This is a genomic window from Maricaulis sp. W15 (assembly GCF_001924955.1).
Classification (GTDB): Bacteria; Pseudomonadota; Alphaproteobacteria; order Caulobacterales; family Maricaulaceae; genus Maricaulis; species Maricaulis maris.
Window position 1 is genome coordinate 152,459 of sequence record NZ_LQXG01000018.1, and the last position, 19,142, is coordinate 171,600.

19 protein-coding genes are annotated in these 19,142 nt (G+C 62.5%); 6 read left to right on the plus strand and 13 right to left on the minus strand.

Annotation, left to right across the window (positions count from 1 at the left end):
* Nucleotide 1: 1 nt before the first annotated feature.
* Genes AWH62_RS11975 through AWH62_RS12025 form a run of 11 tightly spaced genes read right to left on the minus strand, consistent with a single transcriptional unit; the run spans nucleotide 2 to nucleotide 8,864 of the window.
* Entirely contained in the window at nucleotides 2-361 is a 360-nt protein-coding gene (locus tag AWH62_RS11975) for an iron-sulfur cluster assembly accessory protein (RefSeq protein ID WP_075190734.1), read from the minus strand.
* A 9-nt stretch (nucleotides 362-370) separates the two neighbouring features.
* Entirely contained in the window at nucleotides 371-799 is a 429-nt protein-coding gene (locus tag AWH62_RS11980) for an SUF system Fe-S cluster assembly protein (protein WP_075190735.1), read from the minus strand.
* 8 nt (nucleotides 800-807) lie between these two features.
* Nucleotides 808-2,049 carry a cysteine desulfurase gene (locus AWH62_RS11985; RefSeq protein WP_075190736.1) on the minus strand — a complete coding sequence of 414 codons (1,242 nt, stop codon included), beginning with the start codon at nucleotides 2,047-2,049 and terminating at the stop codon, nucleotides 808-810.
* Entirely contained in the window at nucleotides 2,046-3,074 is a 1,029-nt protein-coding gene (sufD, locus tag AWH62_RS11990) for a Fe-S cluster assembly protein SufD (protein WP_083635170.1), read from the minus strand. The genes AWH62_RS11985 and sufD overlap by 4 nt, the downstream gene beginning before the upstream one ends.
* Nucleotides 3,075-3,077: 3 nt before the next feature.
* Nucleotides 3,078-3,842 carry a Fe-S cluster assembly ATPase SufC gene (sufC, locus tag AWH62_RS11995; protein WP_075190737.1) on the minus strand — a complete coding sequence of 255 codons (765 nt, stop codon included), beginning with the start codon at nucleotides 3,840-3,842 and terminating at the stop codon, nucleotides 3,078-3,080.
* 40 nt (nucleotides 3,843-3,882) lie between these two features.
* Nucleotides 3,883-4,566, minus strand: coding sequence for a hypothetical protein (locus AWH62_RS12000; protein ID WP_158025623.1), 684 nt, complete (start codon nucleotides 4,564-4,566; stop codon nucleotides 3,883-3,885).
* A gap of 60 nt (nucleotides 4,567-4,626) precedes the next feature.
* Nucleotides 4,627-5,121, minus strand: coding sequence for a cupin domain-containing protein (locus AWH62_RS12005; protein ID WP_075190739.1), 495 nt, complete (start codon nucleotides 5,119-5,121; stop codon nucleotides 4,627-4,629).
* The gene (locus tag AWH62_RS12010; RefSeq protein ID WP_075190740.1) at nucleotides 5,118-5,729 is read right to left on the minus strand and encodes a hypothetical protein; all 612 of its coding nucleotides are present in this window, start codon (nucleotides 5,727-5,729) and stop codon (nucleotides 5,118-5,120) included. The genes AWH62_RS12005 and AWH62_RS12010 overlap by 4 nt, the downstream gene beginning before the upstream one ends.
* Nucleotides 5,729-7,204: a Fe-S cluster assembly protein SufB gene (gene sufB / locus AWH62_RS12015; protein ID WP_075190741.1), complete on the minus strand. Its 1,476-nt coding sequence runs from the start codon at nucleotides 7,202-7,204 to the stop codon at nucleotides 5,729-5,731. The genes AWH62_RS12010 and sufB overlap by 1 nt, the downstream gene beginning before the upstream one ends.
* A 17-nt stretch (nucleotides 7,205-7,221) precedes the next feature.
* Nucleotides 7,222-8,370, minus strand: a complete 1,149-nt coding sequence (locus AWH62_RS12020) for a cysteine desulfurase family protein (protein WP_075190742.1) — start codon at nucleotides 8,368-8,370, stop codon at nucleotides 7,222-7,224.
* Between the two features lie 5 nt (nucleotides 8,371-8,375).
* Nucleotides 8,376-8,864, minus strand: coding sequence for an Rrf2 family transcriptional regulator (locus AWH62_RS12025; RefSeq protein ID WP_075190743.1), 489 nt, complete (start codon nucleotides 8,862-8,864; stop codon nucleotides 8,376-8,378).
* 210 nt (nucleotides 8,865-9,074) lie between these two features.
* Between AWH62_RS12025 and AWH62_RS12030 the strand changes: the two genes are divergently transcribed.
* Nucleotides 9,075-9,758, plus strand: a complete 684-nt coding sequence (locus AWH62_RS12030) for an alpha/beta hydrolase (protein ID WP_075190744.1) — start codon at nucleotides 9,075-9,077, stop codon at nucleotides 9,756-9,758.
* A 62-nt stretch (nucleotides 9,759-9,820) separates the two neighbouring features.
* Here the strand turns inward: AWH62_RS12030 and AWH62_RS12035 are convergent, their stop codons facing one another.
* Nucleotides 9,821-10,924, minus strand: coding sequence for an anhydro-N-acetylmuramic acid kinase (locus AWH62_RS12035; protein ID WP_075190745.1), 1,104 nt, complete (start codon nucleotides 10,922-10,924; stop codon nucleotides 9,821-9,823).
* 63 nt (nucleotides 10,925-10,987) lie between these two features.
* Between AWH62_RS12035 and tyrS the strand changes: the two genes are divergently transcribed.
* A complete protein-coding gene (gene tyrS, locus AWH62_RS12040) occupies nucleotides 10,988-12,235 on the plus strand; it encodes a tyrosine--tRNA ligase (RefSeq protein WP_075190746.1) in 1,248 nt (415 codons plus the stop codon).
* A 5-nt stretch (nucleotides 12,236-12,240) separates the two neighbouring features.
* Here tyrS and AWH62_RS12045 read toward each other — a convergent pair whose 3' ends face one another.
* Nucleotides 12,241-15,702: a DUF3971 domain-containing protein gene (locus tag AWH62_RS12045; protein ID WP_075190747.1), complete on the minus strand. Its 3,462-nt coding sequence runs from the start codon at nucleotides 15,700-15,702 to the stop codon at nucleotides 12,241-12,243.
* A 103-nt stretch (nucleotides 15,703-15,805) separates the two neighbouring features.
* Here AWH62_RS12045 and AWH62_RS12050 point away from each other — a divergent pair, with 103 nt between their 5' ends.
* The 4 genes from AWH62_RS12050 (at nucleotide 15,806) to AWH62_RS12065 (ending at nucleotide 18,962) form a co-directional block, all read left to right on the plus strand.
* The gene (locus AWH62_RS12050; protein ID WP_075190748.1) at nucleotides 15,806-16,276 is read left to right on the plus strand and encodes a peroxiredoxin; all 471 of its coding nucleotides are present in this window, start codon (nucleotides 15,806-15,808) and stop codon (nucleotides 16,274-16,276) included.
* The gene (locus AWH62_RS12055) at nucleotides 16,269-17,084 is read left to right on the plus strand and encodes a ferritin-like domain-containing protein (protein ID WP_233128317.1); all 816 of its coding nucleotides are present in this window, start codon (nucleotides 16,269-16,271) and stop codon (nucleotides 17,082-17,084) included. The genes AWH62_RS12050 and AWH62_RS12055 overlap by 8 nt, the downstream gene beginning before the upstream one ends.
* A gap of 113 nt (nucleotides 17,085-17,197) precedes the next feature.
* On the plus strand, nucleotides 17,198-18,427 hold the full coding sequence (locus AWH62_RS12060) for a peptidoglycan DD-metalloendopeptidase family protein (RefSeq protein ID WP_233128318.1): 1,230 nt from the start codon (nucleotides 17,198-17,200) through the stop codon (nucleotides 18,425-18,427).
* 58 nt (nucleotides 18,428-18,485) lie between these two features.
* Nucleotides 18,486-18,962 (plus strand): polymer-forming cytoskeletal protein, encoded by a 477-nt coding sequence (locus tag AWH62_RS12065; protein ID WP_233128319.1) that lies wholly within the window; start codon nucleotides 18,486-18,488, stop codon nucleotides 18,960-18,962.
* Nucleotides 18,963-19,142: the final 180 nt, after the last annotated feature.

The following is a 19,142-nucleotide window of genomic DNA, read 5'->3' on the forward strand; positions in this document are numbered from 1 at the left end:
GTCAGATCTCCTTGACAGGAACAATCGTCACGCTTTCCCCACAGCCACAAGCGTCGGTCTGATTGGGGTTGTTGAACACGAATTTCGCATGAAGCGGCGTGATTTCATAGTCGATCTGTGTGCCGAGCAAAAACAGAAGTGCCTTCGACTCCAACACAATCTCGACGCCCTGGTCCTCGACACGCTCGTCGAGGGGGCCCGGGGCCTCAACATAGGCCATCTCGTATTCCATGCCGGCACAGCCGCCATTCTTGACGCCGACACGCAGGAATCCGGCGCCGCGTTGGGCCATCAGCGCCTTGACGCGCTGGGCCGCCGCTTCGCTCAGGGTGACGGCCTTGGGACGTTCACGCACGGTCACATCAGCCTCCTAAAACATGTTGAGCGCGAGTCGCGCTTCATCAGACATGCGGTCGGGCGTCCAGGGCGGCTCGAAGGTCAGATCGACCAACGCCTTGCCCACCCCGTCGACCTTTTCGACCGCATCCTGGACCCAGCCCGGCATCTCGCCGGCCACCGGACAGCCCGGCGCTGTCAGCGACATCTGAACCTTCAAGGTCCGGTCGTCTTCCAGGTCGACCTTGTAGATCAAACCCAACTCATAGATATCGACCGGGATTTCCGGATCATAGACCGTCTTGAGCGCTTCAACGACGTCATCCGTGATCCGCGCCAACTCATCGGCGGGAATTGCCCCTGTGCCGTCGGCGGGGTGGCTGTCCGAGACAGCTGCATGGATGATCTCCGCTTCGGTGGGAGCGGACAGGTCAATCACATCGCGGTCGGTTCGTTCGGTCATGATAAGTCCTAGATGAGGAAGTCGCGGGCCTTTTTCAATGCGTCGACGAACGCATCGGCCTCTTCGATCGTGTTGTAGATGGCAAAACTGGCACGGGCTGTCGATGTCACGCCCATGCGCCGCATCAGCGGCTGGGCGCAATGATGGCCCGCGCGCACCGCGACACCGTATTTGTCGAGTATCTGCGCCACATCATGCGGGTGGGCACCATCCAGCGTGAAAGAGATGATCGCCCCCTTGTCCTGGGCGGTACCGACAAGCCGCAAGCCATCGATTTCTGCCAGACCGGTCATGGCCCGGTCCATCAGGGCCCGCTCATGCTCGAGCACCGCCATGCGATCATGACGTTCCAGCCAGCGGATCGCAGCGCCCAGACCGATCGCATCGGCAATCGCCGGCGTGCCCGCCTCGAACTTGTGCGGGACGTCGGCGAAGGTAACCCGGTCCTCGAACACATCGGCAATCATCTCGCCGCCGCCCATATAGGGGGGCAGACGGTCAAGCCAGTCGCCCTTGGCATAGAGCGCGCCGATGCCCGACGGGCCATAGAGCTTGTGACCGGTGAAGACGAAGAAATCACAATCCAGGGCCTGGACGTCGACCGGCAGGTGGACCGCCGATTGCGAGCCGTCCAGCAGTACCGGAACGTCATGCGTCTTGGCGATTTCGACGATCCGGGCGGCATCGTTCACTGTACCGAGCACGTTCGACATATGGGTGATGGCGATCAGCTTGGTCTTCTCACTAACCATACCCGCCAGTTGTGGATAATCCAGTTCTCCGGCATCCGTGACAGGTGCCCAACGTAGATTTAATCCTTTTGAGTCAGCCAATAAGCGCCAAGGAACGATATTGGAATGATGCTCCATCTGGGAGATGATAATCTCGTCGCCCGCACGCAGCATCTGGCCGAAACTGTGGGCCACCAGATTGATCGCCTCGGTCGAACCGCGTGTGAAGACGATCTCTTCAGTGCGCGCCGCATTGAGGAAACGGCGGACATCCTCGCGCGATTTTTCGAACTCTTCCGTCGTCTCATTGGCCAGCGTATGCAGGCCGCGATGCACATTGGCGTACGAGGCGCGATAAACCCCGGCAACACTCTCGATCACGAATTCGGGCTTTTGGGCCGAGGCCGCATTGTCGAGATAGCGCAGCGGATAGCCATTGATCTCGCGTTGCAGGATCGGGAATTCAGCGCGGATCGCGTCGATGTTCAACGGTGCCTCGATTGTGCTCTGCGCCGTCATGTCAGCGCCCCCAAGCGGGTTCGCAGCCAGACCTTCAACTCGTCACGCAGCGCTTCGTCGCTGACCATGTCGAGCGGTTCGGCGAGATAACTCTCGATCAGAAGCGCCCGCGCCTTGGCCTCCGGCAAGCCGCGCTGGCGCATGTAGAAGAGTGCCGTTTCATCCAGCGTACCCAAGGCATTGCCGTGCGCGCACTGGACATCATCGGCGTAGATTTCCAGCTCCGGCTTGGCGTCGATCTCGGCTTTCTCCCCAAGCATCAAGGCCCGGTGCGTCATCCGCGCATCGGTCTGCTGGGCTGCCCGGTCGACGATGAACTTGCCCTGGAAAACCCCCTGCCCGCCGGAGGCGACGGCGCCCTTTACGAGCTGCGTCGTGATGCCGCCCGGGCCGGTGTGGTGAACCAGATTGGTGCTGTCAGCATGCCGACCGGCGGCCAGGATATAGGCACCGCCCATGTCAACGCGCGCGCCCTCGCCCGGATGACGCACATGGGTTTCGTTGCGGGACAGACGCGCGCCCGTGTCGATAAGGGTCTGGTTGAGCGTCGCCCCCGCGGCCAGTTCAATCTCTGCCGACGCGACGAAAACAGCCGCCGCATCATGATCCGCGATCACGATCCGGTCGAGGCAAGCTCCGTCCTCAAGGCGGATCTGCATATGCCAATTTCCCAGCGCCCCCGCCTCGCCATGGAGGCGCTCAATCAGGGTCACGGCGGCGCCAGCCGGAATGACGAACTCCGCATTGCCGGCACTGGCACCGGCTGCCGCTGTGACGACCAGCTCGATCCGGCTGCCATCCGTGACCGAGGTCAGACCGTCCAGCCCCTCCACCGCAAGACGGCCGGGCTGGCTGACATCATTGGCGGCGCGGCGCAGGTCTGACCATTTCCATTGCTCATGGCGCCGCGTCGGGAGACCGTCGCGCCGGGTGGCTTCACGCAATTGCGCTTGCCAACCTGTGGCGCCATCCAGCGCATCGATCAGGGCCTGTTCGGCCGGGGTATGAATAAGGGTCGCGGTCATGCCTCAGACCGCCTCACCGAGATATTTGTCATAGCCTTCGGCTTCCAGCTCGCGGGCCAGTTCCGGGCCGCCCGATTTGACGATCCGGCCATCGGCCATGACATGGACGACATCCGGCGTGATGTGGTCCAAGAGGCGCTGATAATGGGTGATCACCAGCATGCCGCGATCGGGCGCCCGCAGCGCGTTGACGCCGTCGGAGACGATCTTCAGGGCGTCGATATCGAGGCCACTGTCCGTCTCGTCAAGGATAAGGAATTTCGGTTCCAGGACCAGCGCTTGGAGGATTTCCATGCGCTTTTTCTCACCGCCGGAAAAGCCGACATTGACCGGGCGTTTGAGCATGTCCATCGAGACATTCAGCTGTTTGGCCTTTTCCCGGATCAGCTTCATGAATTGAGGCGCCGAAACCTCCTCCTCGCCGCGCGTCGCACGCTGGGCGTTGAGCGCTTCCTTGAGGAAGGTGATGGTCGGAACACCCGGAATTTCAACGGGATACTGGAAGGACAGGTAAAGACCCAAAGCGGCGCGTTCTTCCGGCGCCAGCTCGGCCAGATCCTCGCCGGCAAATTCCATCGACCCACCCGTGACCTCATAACCATCGCGGCCTGTCAGCACATAGGAAAGCGTCGATTTGCCTGACCCGTTCGGCCCCATGATGGCATGCACCTCGCCGGCCGGCACCTCGAGCGAAAGGCCTTTCAGGATCGGCTTTTCGTCCCCGTCCTGGGTCTCAACTTTGCAGCGAAGGTCTTGGATTTTCAGCATTGTCATGTCCGTCTCTTGTCGTCGGTGCAGCGGGTGCGGGTCAGTTGGCGAGACCCGCTTCGCAGTCGGCGGTGATCGTCGCGGCATCAAGGCCGCGGGCCATGATCCCCGATCCGTCGGTGATCGTGCAGCTGCCGTTGGCGGCGTTGATCAACATCTCGTAGATGGGAACAAATCCATCAACATCAAGCAGTTGCGCGGTTTCGTGATAGGTGGTGGCGCTGTCGCGCGTTGTCGTGATGACCAGGCCGTCGCGCAGTTCGAAGGCATCGACACCAAATCCGCCCAGCTCGCCGGACGGGTAGTAGAGGCCCGCCTCATCGGCCTGCCAGACATAGTAGTAGGTGTTCACATTGCCGGTGATGTAGGGGATGAAAACTTCCGGTGTGCCGTCCTCGTTGATATCGCGCAGGGTCGGGGCCGATACGACGCTTTCAATGGTCAGCGGATCGGAGGCGTCGAGCAGTTCGCCAGTCATCGGATCGTGCTGGGTGAAGCTGAGGATCGACTCCCATTCACCTGTTTCATAAGCGAAATTTAGCAGGACGTCTGCCGGCATCAGGGCGCAGTCGACGGCCCCGGCGGAGCCGATTTCCAGCGTGTCGCACCAGGGCATGCCGTCGTCTGCATGGGTGAAGTCCTGGCCATGGGCGGCCGTCGCGACGAGACCTGCGACAAGCACGGCGCCGAGCCGGGTCATCATCGGGGTCATCCTGGTGGTCATTGTGGTGATCATCGTCATCATCATCATCTTTCCCGCATCATCGAGAGGCTGGCGCACGCGTCAGCCCTCGCCCTCCCAGTAGTCGACCGGTTCGGCGGCAAACGCGCGATGCCGGAAGGCCGGTTCATCACCATCGGCCTCGGACCAGCGCACGGCGCCGACCTTGTTGCTGTCCGGATATTCGACGACATCAACCGGCTGCATCGTTGAGACACAGATATATTTGAGATCGCCCGCGCCGGTATTGATCAGCTGGTGGGCGACATCGCGGCCACCGGTCGGTGCCGCGAGCACATGACCGGCGCGCACAGAGTGACGATCCTCGCCGAAGCGATAGCTCCCCTCACCCGCCAGGATGATGATCGCTTCCTCGATGGCGTGGTGATTGTGGTAGGGGAAAGCCGTCTTGCCCGGCGGGACGATGGTCAGGCAGCAGCCGAGCTGCTCAAGCCCGATCACCGGGCCAAGGCGCGCGAGATCGGCGGAAAAGGTCTCACCATGCGCCAGGCTTTCCAGCGGCGCGTCGTCGATATGGGTGATGGGGGAGCGGGTCACGGCGTGTCACCCTCCCGAACCTGGACGGAATGGCTTGTCTGTCCATAAAAACGCACATCGCCAGCCGTCAAACTGAAACTCGGCCCCTCCGGTGGGGCCTGACCGCAATCGTCGCGTCGCCGGTATTCGACCTCGACAACCTGACGAACCGGGCTAGTGACAGCGTCAGCATCCTCGCGCAGCGTGACCGCATTTTGCATGGACGTAAAACGCAAACCACAATGGGTCACGACAACCCGGTCATTGCTCGCCCAACTGATAGCAAGACGGTCATCCTGCTCCAACGGCGACAGGCGGTCATCCTCACCCAATCCCAAATATGCCACGGCGTACTCGGCCTCACCCGATTTCAGTGCCACCATCGACTGCGAGAATGAGCCTGTCATTTCGCCATTTGTGATGAGGTCACGGGTGGCGGATTGCACGGACAATGAAAGTTCGCCCGACGGCGATACCGCTTCACCCAGCACTTCCATTCGGCTGTCATAGGCGAAATCGGGCTGCCAGAAGCCCGATACGAGGAACCAGTCCCAGATCACCGCGCACAGGACGACCAGCCCCCAAATCGGGAGCAGTCCTTGCCAGATGACCCGCAGAACCAGTTTCATCACCCCACACTCCCCTCAAGCGAGACCTTGAGCAGCGCTTGCGCTTCCACCGCAAATTCCATCGGCAATTGCTGCAACACATCACGGACGAAGCCATTGACCAGTAACGCCGTCGCCGCCTCTTCGCCGAGGCCACGTTGACGGGCGTAGAAGAGTTGGTCTTCGGAGAGCTTGGTTGTCGTGGCCTCGTGCTCGAGGACGGCCTTGGGCGTCTTGCACTCGACATAGGGGACGGTGTGGGCGCCGCACTGATCACCGATCAGCAGGCTGTCACACTGGGTAAAATTGCGGGCGCCCTCGGCTTTCGCGTGCACAGAGACGAGGCCGCGATAGGTCTGGTCGGAACGGCCGGCAGAAATGCCCTTGGAGATGATGCGGCTGGTCGTGCCCTTGCCGAGATGGATCATCTTGGTGCCGGTATCGGCCTGCTGGCGACCATTGGTCACCGCGATCGAATAGAATTCACCGCGCGAATTATCGCCGCGCAGGATGCAGGACGGGTATTTCCAGGTGATGGCGGAGCCGGTCTCGACCTGGGTCCAGGAGATCTTGGAATTCTTGCCGCGGCAATCGCCGCGCTTGGTGACGAAATTATAAACCCCACCCTTGCCGTTCTCATCCCCCGGCCACCAGTTCTGGACGGTGGAGTATTTGATCTCGGCATCGTCCAGCGCAACCAGTTCGACCACGGCGGCATGGAGTTGGTTCTCGTCGCGCATCGGCGCCGTGCAGCCTTCCAGATAGGACACATAAGCGCCCTTGTCGGCGATGATCAGCGTGCGTTCGAACTGGCCGGTGCCCTGCGCATTCATGCGGAAATAGGTCGAGAGCTCCATCGGGCAGCGCACGCCCGGCGGGACATAGACGAAGGAGCCGTCCGAGAAGACGGCGGTGTTCAGCGTCGCAAAGAAATTGTCCGAGGCCGGCACGACCGAGCCAAGATATTTGCGGACAAGCTCGGGATGCTCGCGCAGGGCTTCGGAGATCGAGCAGAAGATCACCCCGGCCTTGGCCAACTCGGCCTTGAAGGTCGTGACCACCGACACGCTGTCGAAGACGGCATCAACTGCGACCCGGTTCTCCGAACCTTTGACGCCCAGCAGGACTTCCTGCTCCTTCAGCGAAATGCCCAGCTTGGCGAAATCGGCGAGGATTTCCTCGGGCACATCGTCAATGCTGTCATACTTCGCGCCGGCCTTGGGCTCGGCATAGTAGTGAATGTCCTGATAGTCGATCTTCGGATAATCGACCTTGGCCCATTCCGGCTCCTTCATCGCCTTGAAGCGTTCCAGGGCTTCCAGACGCCATTGCAGCATCCAGTCCGGCTCGCCTTTCTTGGCCGAGATGAGACGCACGGTCTCCTCGTTCAGCCCCTTGGGAGCGAGGTCCTGTTCGATGTCCGTCGTGAAACCGTACTTGTACTTGTCGGCTTCAAGCTTGCGAACGTCTTCAATGGTTTCCTTGACCGCAGCCATGATATCCTATCGCCTCTTCAGGCACTTGCTTTGAGTGTCGGGGAAATGCGCGCCAGAGCCGCCGACCACGCGTCGACGAAGGCGTCTGCATCATCCGGTTTCGAATTCCAACCCAGGCTTACACGCACAAAGCCCTGCGACGCCGCTTCGGGCAGGCCAAGCGCGGTGCCGACCTTCGAGCCTTTTGACGTGCCCGAGGAACAGGCCGAGCCGGCGCTGATCGCAAAACCGGCCAGGTCGAGCGCCATGACCTGGGTCGCGCCGGGCCAGCCCGGCTGGCTCAGGCCGAGCGTGTTGGGCAATCGCGGTGCCCCGGCACCGATCTCGATCAGATCCGGCGACACGGCCTTGAGCGCCGCCGCCATGCGATCACGGTGGATTGCCAGCGCCGCGAACGCGCCGAGCGAGGTGACCGCCTCATCGAGCGCTGTCGCCAGGCCGACAATGCCGGCCACGTTCAAAGTGCCGGCACGGCGGCCCTTTTCCTGGCCACCGCCATGATGATGACGAGCCATCGGCGCATCACAGCTCGCCAATAATGCGCCAACACCCTGGGGGCCACCGAACTTGTGGGCCGAAATGGCCATGTAGTCGCAACCCAGACCGGCGAAATCGACAGGGATCTTGCCCACCGCCTGGATCGCATCAACCACGCTCAGCCCGCCGGCTTCGCGGATCAGCGGGGTTGCTTCCGCGACCGGCTGGATGGTGCCGATCTCGTTGCTCGCCAGCATCATCGCCAAAACGGGCTTGCCGTCAGCCGGGGTCCAGCGTGACAAGCGCTCGACCAGCCAGTCGACCTCGACAACACCTTGCGCATTGACCGGCCAAACCTCGACCGGCAGGCCGCTGGCCCGGGCCGTGGCCGCGACGGCTTCGTGTTCAATCGCAGTGACAACGATCCGTCCGATCCCGCCATCGCTGATCGCCGCATGGATTGCCAGATTGAGTGCCTCGGTACCGCCTGAGGTGAAAACAATGTCTTCAGGGCGCACACACAACGCCTTGCCGACCTGGCGACGCGCCGTCTCGACCTGCGCCAGCGCCGCCTGACCGTCCGCATGCACTGAGGACGGATTGCCGACACGGGTCATGATATCGGTCATCGCCGATACGGCGCCGGGCCGGACCGTCGTGGTCGCGTTATGATCAAGATAGGTGCGCATGAACTCTATTCAGCCGCGTGAATGTCGTCGGCAACAGCCGCTCTGGCCGGACGTTCGATCCGGCCCATGGCGCCTGAAGCCGAACCAAACAGGCGACGCTCGAGTACGTCTTCCAGGGTGACCGAGGACAGGTAGAGATAGATGTGCCGACCCAGCTCGTCCCACAGGTCGTGCGTGATGCAGCGACGGCCATCGCTGAGACAGCCCTTGGCTTGCGAACAGCGCGTCGCACGCAGCGGCTCGTCGACGGCGAGGATGATGTCGGAAATCCGGATCTGGCCGGCGCCGCGGCTCAGCCGGTAACCACCGCCAGGCCCGCGAACCGAGGACACAATGTCCGCGCGGCGCAACTTGGCGAATAATTGCTCAAGATAAGACAGGGAGATTGACTGGCGCGACGCGATGTCACTCAGCGTCACCGGACCGGTGTCAGCGGCATCCGCCAAGTCGGCCATCGCCATGACCGCATAGCGACCTTTTGTGCTCAGCTTCATGCGTTTACCTCCTTAAACACTCGCATCCGGCAGGCCGATCATGCTAAGACCCGCCTTTCCGGAAGGGGGGCTGACCTCGATGCGAGGGACGCACGTCCAATATCCGAGTGAATTAGTCAAGAATATGGGCGCGCTTTTGTGCACTTGCAACGGGCGAAATGCCGCATATTCACCAGACACAGACTTAGAGACCCAAAAAGGCGAGACTGAATGCCTGATGTGATCATTCCCGGCCCGGCCGGCCGGCTTGAAGGGCGCTATAGCCCGAGCGAAGATCCTACCGCTCCGATTGCCCTGATTCTGCATGCCCATCCGCTGGGCGGCGGGCATATGGAAAACCCGTCCGTGGACATGATGTATGACGTGTTCCGCAAGCGCGGTTTCGCGACCCTACGGTTCAATTTCCGCGGCGTCGGGCGCTCCCAGGGCAGCTATGACCAGGGGCTTGGCGAACTCTCGGACGCCGCCACTGTTCTCGACTGGGTCCAGGGCTATAACCAAGGTGCGCGCTTTTGCTGGGTCGCCGGGCATTCCTTCGGTGCCTGGGTCGGCATGCAGCTTCTGATGCGCCGCCCGGAGATTGCCGGCTTCGTCTCGGTCGCCCCGCCGACCAACATGTATGACTTCACCTTCCTGGCGCCCTGCCCGGCTTCCGGCATCATCGTGCACGGCGCGGCCGACAAGATCGTGCCGCCGGATGATGTCGAACGCGTGATGTCGAAAGTCCGTGTCCAGAAGGGTATCGAGATCACAACGGAGGTCGTGCCGGACGCCAATCACCTCTTCTCCGAACATCTCGACGTGCTGGAAAAGCATATCGAAACCTATCTCGAAAGCCGGCTGCCGCTGGTCGAGAAGGAGCGTTCGGAACGCACGATCACCGGCAAACGCTGAGCGTGACAGCGCCCTGATTGAACAAAGCCCCGGCCGATCGGTCGGGGCTTTTTCATTGCCCCCTAGGGGTCGGCGCGCCGGCCGCCGCAGACCGGCTCGCTGGCACCGGTCGTTGAGGGCAGGCTTGTCGGCAGACCGGAATCAACGCGCGCGGCCAGCCAGGCAAAAGCCTCGGCTTCCAGCAGGTCTCCCCGCCAGCCCACAGCTTCCACCGGCTCCTGCACCAGGCCGGTCGCCTCACCGAGCGCCGCCATCAAGACCGGATTGTGACGACCTCCCCCGGTGACCAGAACACGTTCGGGTCGGCCCAGAGCGGCAATCGCGTCGGCAACAGTCCGTGCCGTAAACGCAGTGAGGGTCGCGGCGCCGTCTTCGGCAGCAAGGTCAAGCACCGGGTCGAGCGTAAAATCCCAGCGGTCGAGCGATTTCGGCGGTTTCAGCGCGAAGAAGGGATGCGTCATCAGGACGTCGAGCGCTGCCTGATCGATCAGGCCCCGCGCCGCCAGCTTGCCGCCATGATCATAAGCCTGTCCGACCATGCGATGACACCAGGCGTCGATCAGGCCGTTGGCCGGTCCGGTGTCGAACGCGACGGGATCCGCATCAGGCGCGAGCCAGGTCACATTGGCGACGCCGCCCAGATTGAGCACGGCGAGCGGCCGTGTCAGCCCTGACTGGCGCGCCAGTGCATCATGATAGAGCGTGGCCAGAGGCGCACCCTGTCCGCCCTTGACCATGTCGGCGGAGCGGAAATCATGGATCACCGAGATGCCGGTGGCCCGCGCCAAAGCCGGACCATCGCCGATCTGCAGCGTCTGACCGTTGGCGCCGGCGGCCGGCGCCTTGTGAAGCACGGTCTGGCCGTGAAAGCCGAGCAGATCGATATCCGCTGCCGCCAGGCCAGCGGCATCCAATACCCGCTGGACGGCGAGACTATGGCGCAGGGTCAGAACGCGTTCGGCGGCACCGAAATCCGGCCTGGGACCAACAAATCCCCACGCCAACGCGCGATCAACCGCGTCCTGCAGGATAGCCCGGTCATTGTCGGAATAGGCCTGGGTTTCGCCGGGGCCGAAACGGGCGATCCGGTCGCCATCCGTCTCGATCAGGGCGGCGTCGATTCCGTCGAGCGAGGTCCCGCTCATCAAGCCGATGATCCGTTTCATGCAAGCCCCCTCTTTTCCCGGCGCTCCAGTCGACCTAGAAGCGTCCTATCAGGAGACATCTTCATGAGTGATTACAAGTCCCAGCTGGTGCGCGATCTCGTTGAACGCGGCTATCTCAACCAGGCCACCGACATTGACGGTCTCGACAAGGCCGCCAGCGAAGGCGTGGTGACGGGCTATATCGGCTTTGACGCGACGGCAACCAGCCTGCATGTCGGCTCACTCGTGCAGATCATGATGTTGCGCCGCATCCAGCAGGCCGGCCACAAGCCGATCATCCTGATGGGCGGCGGCACCACCAAGATCGGCGACCCGTCGGGCAAGGACAAGTCGCGCTCCATGCTCACCGACGAGGCCATCAACACCAATATCGACGGCATCCTGCAGGCCTTCCGGCCGCTGGTGCAGATCGGCGATGGCCCGACCGATGCCGTGCTGGTCAATAATGACGAATGGCTGTCGGAGTTCGGCTATATCGACTTCCTGCGCAAATTCGGGCCGCATTTCACCATCAACCGGATGATGACCTTTGACTCGGTCAAGCTGCGCCTCGACCGCGAACAGCCGCTCACCTTTCTGGAATTCAACTACATGCTGCTGCAGGCGGTCGATTTCCTCGAACTGAACCGGCGCTATGGCTGTACGCTGCAGCTCGGCGGCGGCGATCAGTGGGGCAATATCATCAATGGCGTCGAACTGTGTCGCCGGGTCGACCAGAAGGAGGTCTACGGCTTCACGACGCCGCTGATCACCACCGCCTCGGGCGCCAAGATGGGCAAGACGGCAGACGGCGCGGTCTGGCTCAATGCCGACATGCTCAGCGCCTATGAATACTGGCAGTTCTGGCGCAATACCGAAGACGCCGATGTCGGCCGCTTCCTGCGCCTGTTCACCGATCTGCCGCTGGACGAAATCGCCGATCTGGAAGCGCTCGAAGGTGCCCGGATCAATGATGCCAAAGTCCGTCTCGCCAATGAGGCAACGGCCCTGCTGCACGGTGTGGACGCGTCGCGCGCTGCCGAGGAGACAGCCCGCCAGACCTTCGCCCAGGGCGGCGTCGGCGCGGCACTGCCGACGATCGAGTTCGGCGGACTGGACAGCGGCGACGTCTTGTTGATCAGCCTGTTCATCGCCGCCGAGCTGGCATCGTCGAACGGAGAAATGCGCCGCCACATCAAGGCCGGTGCGGCCAAGGTCAATGACAAGCCGCTGACCGACCCGTTCGCCAAGGCCAGCGCTGCCGATCTGGTCGATGGCGCCATCAAGCTGTCGATCGGGAAAAAGCGCCACGCCCTCGCCAAGCCAGCCTGACGGGATCAGTTCTCGCCGGAATCTGTGTCGGGATCAGGGTCGGGGTCAGCGGATTCGGATCCAGACTCCGGTTCGACGGGTGCGGCCTCGTCCTCACGGGCACGGTCACGCGCCGCGCGCTCAGCCGCCGTGCCTTCGAACATGCGCCGCAACACACCCGGTGCCAGCGCCGAGAGCGGATTGGCAAAGACGGTCAGGCTGTCGAACGGGCCTTCCACCGAATAGGTGATGCCGATCACGCCCTCGCCCGGCCGCGACACCAGCACCTCGCCGATGATCGGCAAGCCACCGAACAGGGAATTGATCACGTAGGACGGGGCGAGATTGCCATCGATGGCGGCATGACTGTCGGCAAAGTCGATGGTGCCCGCCCCGGTCACGCCCAGCGCACTGCCGCGGGCCCGCCCCTCGCCGATGGTCAGCAGCCCGTCTTCATAGGCGATATCGGCATCAACCGCGTCAAAGCTGATCCCCTCGCCATTGAGCAGGGCACCAAGGCCCTGGAACGAACCGGCCGCGAGGATGCGGGCCAGGACAGGAACCCGGACCAGGGTCAGACCACGCACTTCCACGCGCGCCGTCAACGGTCCGTCCGTGCCCAGTGGCGGCGCACTGCCGAGCACCGAGACCTGACCACCGAGGGCATAGCCCTCAATGCCAAGCAGGGCCGATATCCGTTCCAGAGACTGCGCCTCGATGCGGAAATCACGCGGACCGCCGGCCTCGCTCGCGCCAAAGGAGGCCTGGAAGGGCCCATCCATCGCATTGCCTGATACGGACACCGCCCGGATACCGGCGGCTTCGCTACGCCAGATCAGGTTGAACTGATCGAGCACGCTCTGTTCGGACAGGATGAGGCGTCCGACATCGACCTGCAACGACAGCGGCAGAGTGATCCCGCCTTCACCGCCAAGCGAGGTGATGTGCGGCATGATCGAGCTGATATCGGCATACTGTCCCGCCAGACGCACCCGCAGCGCTTGCTCGGCGTCGAGGGCCGGCGTGACCTGTCCGGTCAAGTCCATCAGCCCTTCGACGAAAAGCCGGTCCACCGTGACATTTTCCAGCCCGCCGGCCGCACCAATCAAGGCTGATGCTTCCAACCCCGCGCCGTCCGCAGCAAGCCGGATGGCACCAAGTTCATAACCGCCAACATCCCGACGGACGAGATTGAGCGAGGCGCTGCCCGGCGCGCCCGCCTCCTTCTCCCACAATCCACCCGGCGCCTCGATCAGCGCGTCAACCAGATCGGCCTCGATGGCGACCGAGCGAAAGTCGAGCCCGTCGGACACCGCCTCGGCGGCAATCCGGATCGAGCCGTCGAAATAGCGGCGTGCCGGCATGTTGAACCGGTCCAGCGTGCGGGCATTGATGACCGCTTCCAGTCCGATCCGGGTCGACGCCTCGCCATCAGCCAGGCCGAATGTCTCACGCCAATCGATCTGCACGGGCGCGTCGAAAAGTCGGGCCGTGCCGGATGCCTGCAACCCGTCCTGGTCGGCGGAAATATCGACCTCGCCGCCGCTGATCGCATAATCGGTTCCGGGAATATCGAGCGAGGCATTCGAGAAATGCCCCGTGATGACAAAGGGAATGTCCTCCGGCGCGACCTCGGTCAGCATGGCGCGACTGATCTCGAACCGCATCTCGCCATCGCCGCCGATTTGCGCCGGATCGAGCCCGTAATCTGAAACGAGGTAGAGCGGCTCCTCGTCAATCAGCGCCAATATGTCCGAGCCCCGGCCACGTGCCACACCGCCATAGCGCGCCATGGCACCTTTCGGGTTGAGGCGCGGCAGGTCGACAAAGCCCTCGCTGATCACAAGATCCCCGATCCGGCCACGATCCATCTGCACTTCGAAGGAATTGCCGTGCAGAGTCGCCGAGCCGCGCCCCTCCGTGATCGGCGTCATTGTCGAAATGTAGCGGACATGCGCGTCCTCAAAATCGAAACTCAAACGCATGCGGTCGTCGTCGAGCCGCCCCTCGTCAATTGCCGAGGCCGGCAGATCGAGGAAGAAGCGGGCGTTGAAAAACCGCCCGCCCAGAATGCCTTCGCCGACCCAGGTCCGGCCGCCATCCGCGAGTTCGACCGGCCAATAAGCGAGCACAGTCTGAGGTTGGATATCGCCGGTGATCGGCCCTTCCAGCTGCATGTTGGGCAGCCAGCTGCCATCCGGGCGCTGCTCCAGCTGCAAACCACCGCTGAGTTCGGCCCGAATGGTGTCGATCTCGAGATCGAGATGGTCGAACATCACCGCAAACTCATCGAGGCGGATTTCCCCGGACGCGGCCAGGAGCTCCCATGTCGGCACTCGTTCGAAAACGGGCCCGATATCGACAAAGCCCTCGCCGATCGCCAGATCAAACCGCGCCCGCGTCGGCAACACGCCTTCATAATCACCGATATCGGTCAGCTGCCCTTCAATCGAAGCGGCAAAAAGGTCTGAGCGGACACGGCCCGAATGCAGCGTCAGCTCGCGCAGGACCGGATCGAAACTGGCATAGAGATTGGCGCCTTCAAACGCATGCATCTCGCCATCGACCAGTATCCCGCCTTCGCCAATATCCAACTGCAACGAGGCCGTGCGTATCCCGCTGTCGCGGGTCGCATCGACCACCAGGTTCAAGTCGATAGGCGCATCCAGTGCCCGCAGCGCCGACGCTGGCCCGGTATCCGGCAGGATACCGGCCGGGGACAATCCCTCAAAGCTGGCCTCCAGCAACAGGCTTTCAAGATTATTGCCGGCCCGCAATCGTAGCGCCACCGGCGCAAACCCGGATGGCGTCGCCAATTGCCCGTCGATCTCGGCCAGTATCCGGTTATCGTCGCGGTCGAAGACGACCCCGGCCGAATCGACAAACCAGGCCAGACCCACAACGTCATCAACCACGCGCACCGCGGCATTCGACACATTGACCCGCCGCAAGCGACCCAGTTGCGCCGGCGCTTCCGGTCCGGACAGGATTTCAAACAGGGAGGCGCTGTCATCGCCGCCGCGCGCCGGTTGCCGCGCCGTCGCCGCCACCCGCTCAACACCGCCGAGTCCCGCCCCCACCGCGCCGTCGGCGCGACGCACGACGGACACCGACCCGCCATCAATTGTCAGCTCGACCGGTTCAACCCGGCCGAAGATCAAGGCATCGGCCGCCAGTCCGGCTTCGATACGCGGCGCCCGGCTGACCACCTCACCGGACGCTTCCGCCACGGTCACATCCGTCGCGACCAGCACAATGGTACGCGACGACGGTTCGAATCGCGCCTGCAGCGCTCCCAACGCCACGACCTCGCCTTCAAAGGCGCTGGCCAGCATGGCCTGCGCATCCTCACGCAGGAATTCCAATTCGACCGGACCTGATGACAGGCGCCACAGCACGAATCCAATCGCGAAAATGCTCAGGGCCAGCAGCGCCGCCACGGCTTCGAGCAGGTAGATCAGCGTCCATTTGACGGATTTGCGCAGCATTCAGACCGGCCTTCCCGCAGTCCGCACACTGGACGTGGCGGCCCGGAACCGCACATTACACGGCAAGACAAGCCATGCAGGCGAAACCAGACAGGGGAATGACATGAGTGAACTCAAAACCGGCGACCTTGCTCCGACTTTCAAACTGCCCGCCGATGGCGGTGACGAGATCGACCTCGCAAACCTGCGCGGCCAGATCGTCGTCCTCTATATGTATCCCAAGGACGACACCCCCGGCTGTACCACAGAAGCCCTCGATTTCACGGCGGCAAGCGCGGCTTTTGCGAATGCCGGCGCAGTCGTCATCGGCCTGTCCAAGGATAGCGTCAAAAGACATGACAATTTCAAGGCCAAACATGGGTTGCAGGTGCGTCTGGTCTCGGACCCGGAGGGCGAGACCATTGCAGCCTACGGGTCCTGGGTGCTCAAGAAACTCTATGGGCGCGAATATATGGGCATTGATCGCTCAACCTTTCTGATCGATCGCGAAGGCCGGATTGCCCGTATCTGGCACAAGGTCAAAGTGAAAGGTCATGTCGATGAGGTCATCGGGGCCGTGCGCGAACTTGGCTGACGCAGGCGACATTCTGACCCTGGCCCGCAGCGTGTTGGCGACGGCATCGCCGGACGCCAAGGCGGACCGGGCCCGCGAGGTGGCTGCGCTTTGGCGAGCCGGCCGGGCGCCACTGCCAATGCAGGGCGTCATTCCGGCCGATCACCCGGCCAGGCCGGACCGCCCCCGGCTTGTCGCCCCGGCCGATGTCCCGCGGCGGCGGTTGAACAGCCCGGCCGGACGGGTGGCCTTGCTGCACGCCGTCGCCCATATCGAGTTCAACGCCATTGATCTCGCCTTCGACATGCTGGCCCGCTATGCCCTCGACGACGCGCTGGCCGACGAGGCCCGCACGGCCTTTATTGATGACTGGATCGGTGTCGGCGACGACGAGGCTCGCCATTTTCGCCTCATTACCGGACGCTTGGCCGAACTCGGCGCCGGCTACGGTGATTTTCCGGCCCATAGCGGGTTGTGGGACGCGGCGATGGCAACACGCGATTCGCTGGCCGGACGCCTCGCCGTCGCGCCGCTCGTGCTGGAGGCCCGCGGGCTGGATGTGACACCCGGCATGATCAACCGGCTCGTCTCTGCCGGGGACACGGTCAGTGCCGACTGCCTGCGAACGATCTACACCGAGGAAATCGGTCATGTCGCCGCCGGAGCGCGCTGGTTTCGCCACGTTGCGGCGCGCGCTGGCGAGGATCCGGTGACCTGGTTCCAAGCTCTTGTACGCAAACACTTCAGTAGTGGTTTGAAACCGCCCTTCAACGCCGAGGCGCGGCTTCGCGCCGACCTGCCGCCGGAATTTTACGAGAACCTAGTATAACCCGGCGCATCTCTTGCATCGGACTTGTTGATATTGGGGCCGGTTTTGTGTCACATGCTCGCCTTGGGGCCCGGGGCAATCAGAACAGAGCGGCGTACTGCATGTTCACAAGAGTGAAAGAAGCTGTTTGGGGAACGGCTGAGCGCTGGTTTCCGGACCGGCAGATCTACCATCGGTCCGATGGTCAGGTTCGCTATTTTGCGATCTCCACCACAGTCCAGATTTCAGCCCTGCTTGGCGCGACCGTCCTTGCCGGCTGGCTTTGCTTCTCAACCGTCTCCGTTGCCTTCCATGGCCAAGCCATGGCGGCCAAGGAATACGAGATTGAGCGTGAGCGTCTCGAATCACGTCGTCAGGTTGCCGAAGCGCGCGCCACGGAAGCCACCGCCATCTCGATGATGGAATCACGGATGGAGGAATTCGACCGGACGGCCTACGAATTCCAGATGCGCCATGAGACCCTTCGACAGCTAGTCGAATTCGCCGAACAGCTGACAGGCCAAGAAATGGAGCCGTCACCGGCCCTCGCCGACAGCCGTGTCCTGATGGCCGCGACGCCCGCCGACCCGACCCCGCGTGAAGCGCGTGATCCGCTGATCGCCGTCGCAGCAACCGTATCGGGTGAGCCCGAAGACCAGATCAGCTATCTCATGGGCGAACAAGATAATGTGCTGGCCCAGGCCGAAGATGCCACCGAGGCGCGCCTGCAAAATCTGCGAGCTGTCCTGCGCCTGACCGGGCTCGACCTTGACACCGTGATCGCTGACAATCGCGACAGCACCGAAACCGGCGGCCCCTTTATTCCGCTTTCCGAGACTGACACGTTTGCGTCTTCGTCGGTCAGTATGGATCCTGCGTTTACCAGTCGCATCAACCGGATTGCCTCGCGCTTGCTTGAAGTCGAGGAACTCGAGGATTTCGTGCAATCCGGTCCGCTGGGCGAGCCCGTCGGTGACACTTATCGCCAGACCAGTGATTTCGGGGTCCGGATCGATCCGTTCAATGGTCGCCCAACCTCTCACCGCGGCATGGACTTCGCCGCCTATCGCCGCGCACCGATCGAAGCAACGGGGCCGGGCCGGGTTATTTACGCCGGCTGGCGGGGCGGCTATGGTCGTTGCGTGGAGATTGATCATGGTTACGGCTTCGTGACCCGTTACGGTCACCTCCACGAAATCGACGTGCGGCGTGGTGATACAGTCGAACGCGGTCAGCGTATCGGGGGGATGGGGTCCACGGGACGCAGTACGGCCACGCACCTGCACTATGAAATCTGGTATAACGGATCGGCAATCGATCCTGAGCGTTTATTGAGAGCTGGCCAATATGTTCAACAAGGGTAACAAAGACTCTTCGTCTCCCGAGACCGGTGCGTACAGCGCCCCCCCGAAAAGGACCGCCATGAAATCGAAAGCCCCCTCCATTCTTTCCGGTGATCTCGTTCTGACCGGTACGATCGTTTCCGACGGTGAAATCCAACTGGATGGCACGGTCGATGGTGATATCCGCGCGGGCTCGCTGATCATTGGCGAAGACGCAACCGTGTCCGGCGAAGTCCAGGCTGAAACCGTTGTCATCCGTGGCCGCGTCACAGGCAGTGTTCGCGCCCGTCAGGTACAGCTTGCCTCGACAGCACGGATCGAGGGCGACATCGTCCATGCTGCCCTGTCCGTGGAAAGCGGTGCTTTCTTCGATGGTCATTGCCGCCACTCCTCCGATCCGCTGAAAGATAGCGGCGGCGCCAAACCGGCTGCCAAGGACAATGGCGTGAAGGCTGAGCCTGCCGCCAAAGCCGACAGCAAGCCGCCGGCACCGAGCAAGGCGCAGGACCCGCTCGGTTCACTGGAGCCACCGGTCGCGAGCAAGTCCGGCTTCTAGCCAAAATCGACACCGATCATGAAAACCGGCGCTCCATCCGAGCGCCGGTTTTTTTGTGCGCGTGACCACGCGCCCTGTCTCACCGGGCTATTTGGCACGATTTACAACAACTTGACCTGTATCTAGCGCATGCCTTTCCCAGCCCTCGCATTTCACACAGACAAGTTTGTATTGTAAACT

What these genes read in the sequence shown, in the direction of transcription:
- AWH62_RS11980 (WP_075190735.1), bottom strand. Translation starts at nt 799, where the DNA reads ATGACCGAACGAACCGACCGCGATGTGATTGACCTGTCCGCTCCCACC.
- AWH62_RS11985 (WP_075190736.1), bottom strand. Translation starts at nt 2,049, where the DNA reads ATGACGGCGCAGAGCACAATCGAGGCACCGTTGAACATCGACGCGATC.
- sufD (WP_083635170.1), bottom strand. Translation starts at nt 3,074, where the DNA reads ATGACCGCGACCCTTATTCATACCCCGGCCGAACAGGCCCTGATCGAT.
- sufC (WP_075190737.1), bottom strand. Translation starts at nt 3,842, where the DNA reads ATGCTGAAAATCCAAGACCTTCGCTGCAAAGTTGAGACCCAGGACGGG.
- AWH62_RS12000 (WP_158025623.1), bottom strand. Translation starts at nt 4,566, where the DNA reads ATGACCACCAGGATGACCCCGATGATGACCCGGCTCGGCGCCGTGCTT.
- AWH62_RS12010 (WP_075190740.1), bottom strand. Translation starts at nt 5,729, where the DNA reads ATGAAACTGGTTCTGCGGGTCATCTGGCAAGGACTGCTCCCGATTTGG.
- sufB (WP_075190741.1), bottom strand. Translation starts at nt 7,204, where the DNA reads ATGGCTGCGGTCAAGGAAACCATTGAAGACGTTCGCAAGCTTGAAGCC.
- AWH62_RS12020 (WP_075190742.1), bottom strand. Translation starts at nt 8,370, where the DNA reads ATGCGCACCTATCTTGATCATAACGCGACCACGACGGTCCGGCCCGGC.
- AWH62_RS12025 (WP_075190743.1), bottom strand. Translation starts at nt 8,864, where the DNA reads ATGAAGCTGAGCACAAAAGGTCGCTATGCGGTCATGGCGATGGCCGAC.
- AWH62_RS12030 (WP_075190744.1), top strand. Translation starts at nt 9,075, where the DNA reads ATGCCTGATGTGATCATTCCCGGCCCGGCCGGCCGGCTTGAAGGGCGC.
- AWH62_RS12035 (WP_075190745.1), bottom strand. Translation starts at nt 10,924, where the DNA reads ATGAAACGGATCATCGGCTTGATGAGCGGGACCTCGCTCGACGGAATC.
- tyrS (WP_075190746.1), top strand. Translation starts at nt 10,988, where the DNA reads ATGAGTGATTACAAGTCCCAGCTGGTGCGCGATCTCGTTGAACGCGGC.
- AWH62_RS12045 (WP_075190747.1), bottom strand. Translation starts at nt 15,702, where the DNA reads ATGCTGCGCAAATCCGTCAAATGGACGCTGATCTACCTGCTCGAAGCC.
- AWH62_RS12050 (WP_075190748.1), top strand. Translation starts at nt 15,806, where the DNA reads ATGAGTGAACTCAAAACCGGCGACCTTGCTCCGACTTTCAAACTGCCC.
- AWH62_RS12065 (WP_233128319.1), top strand. Translation starts at nt 18,486, where the DNA reads ATGAAATCGAAAGCCCCCTCCATTCTTTCCGGTGATCTCGTTCTGACC.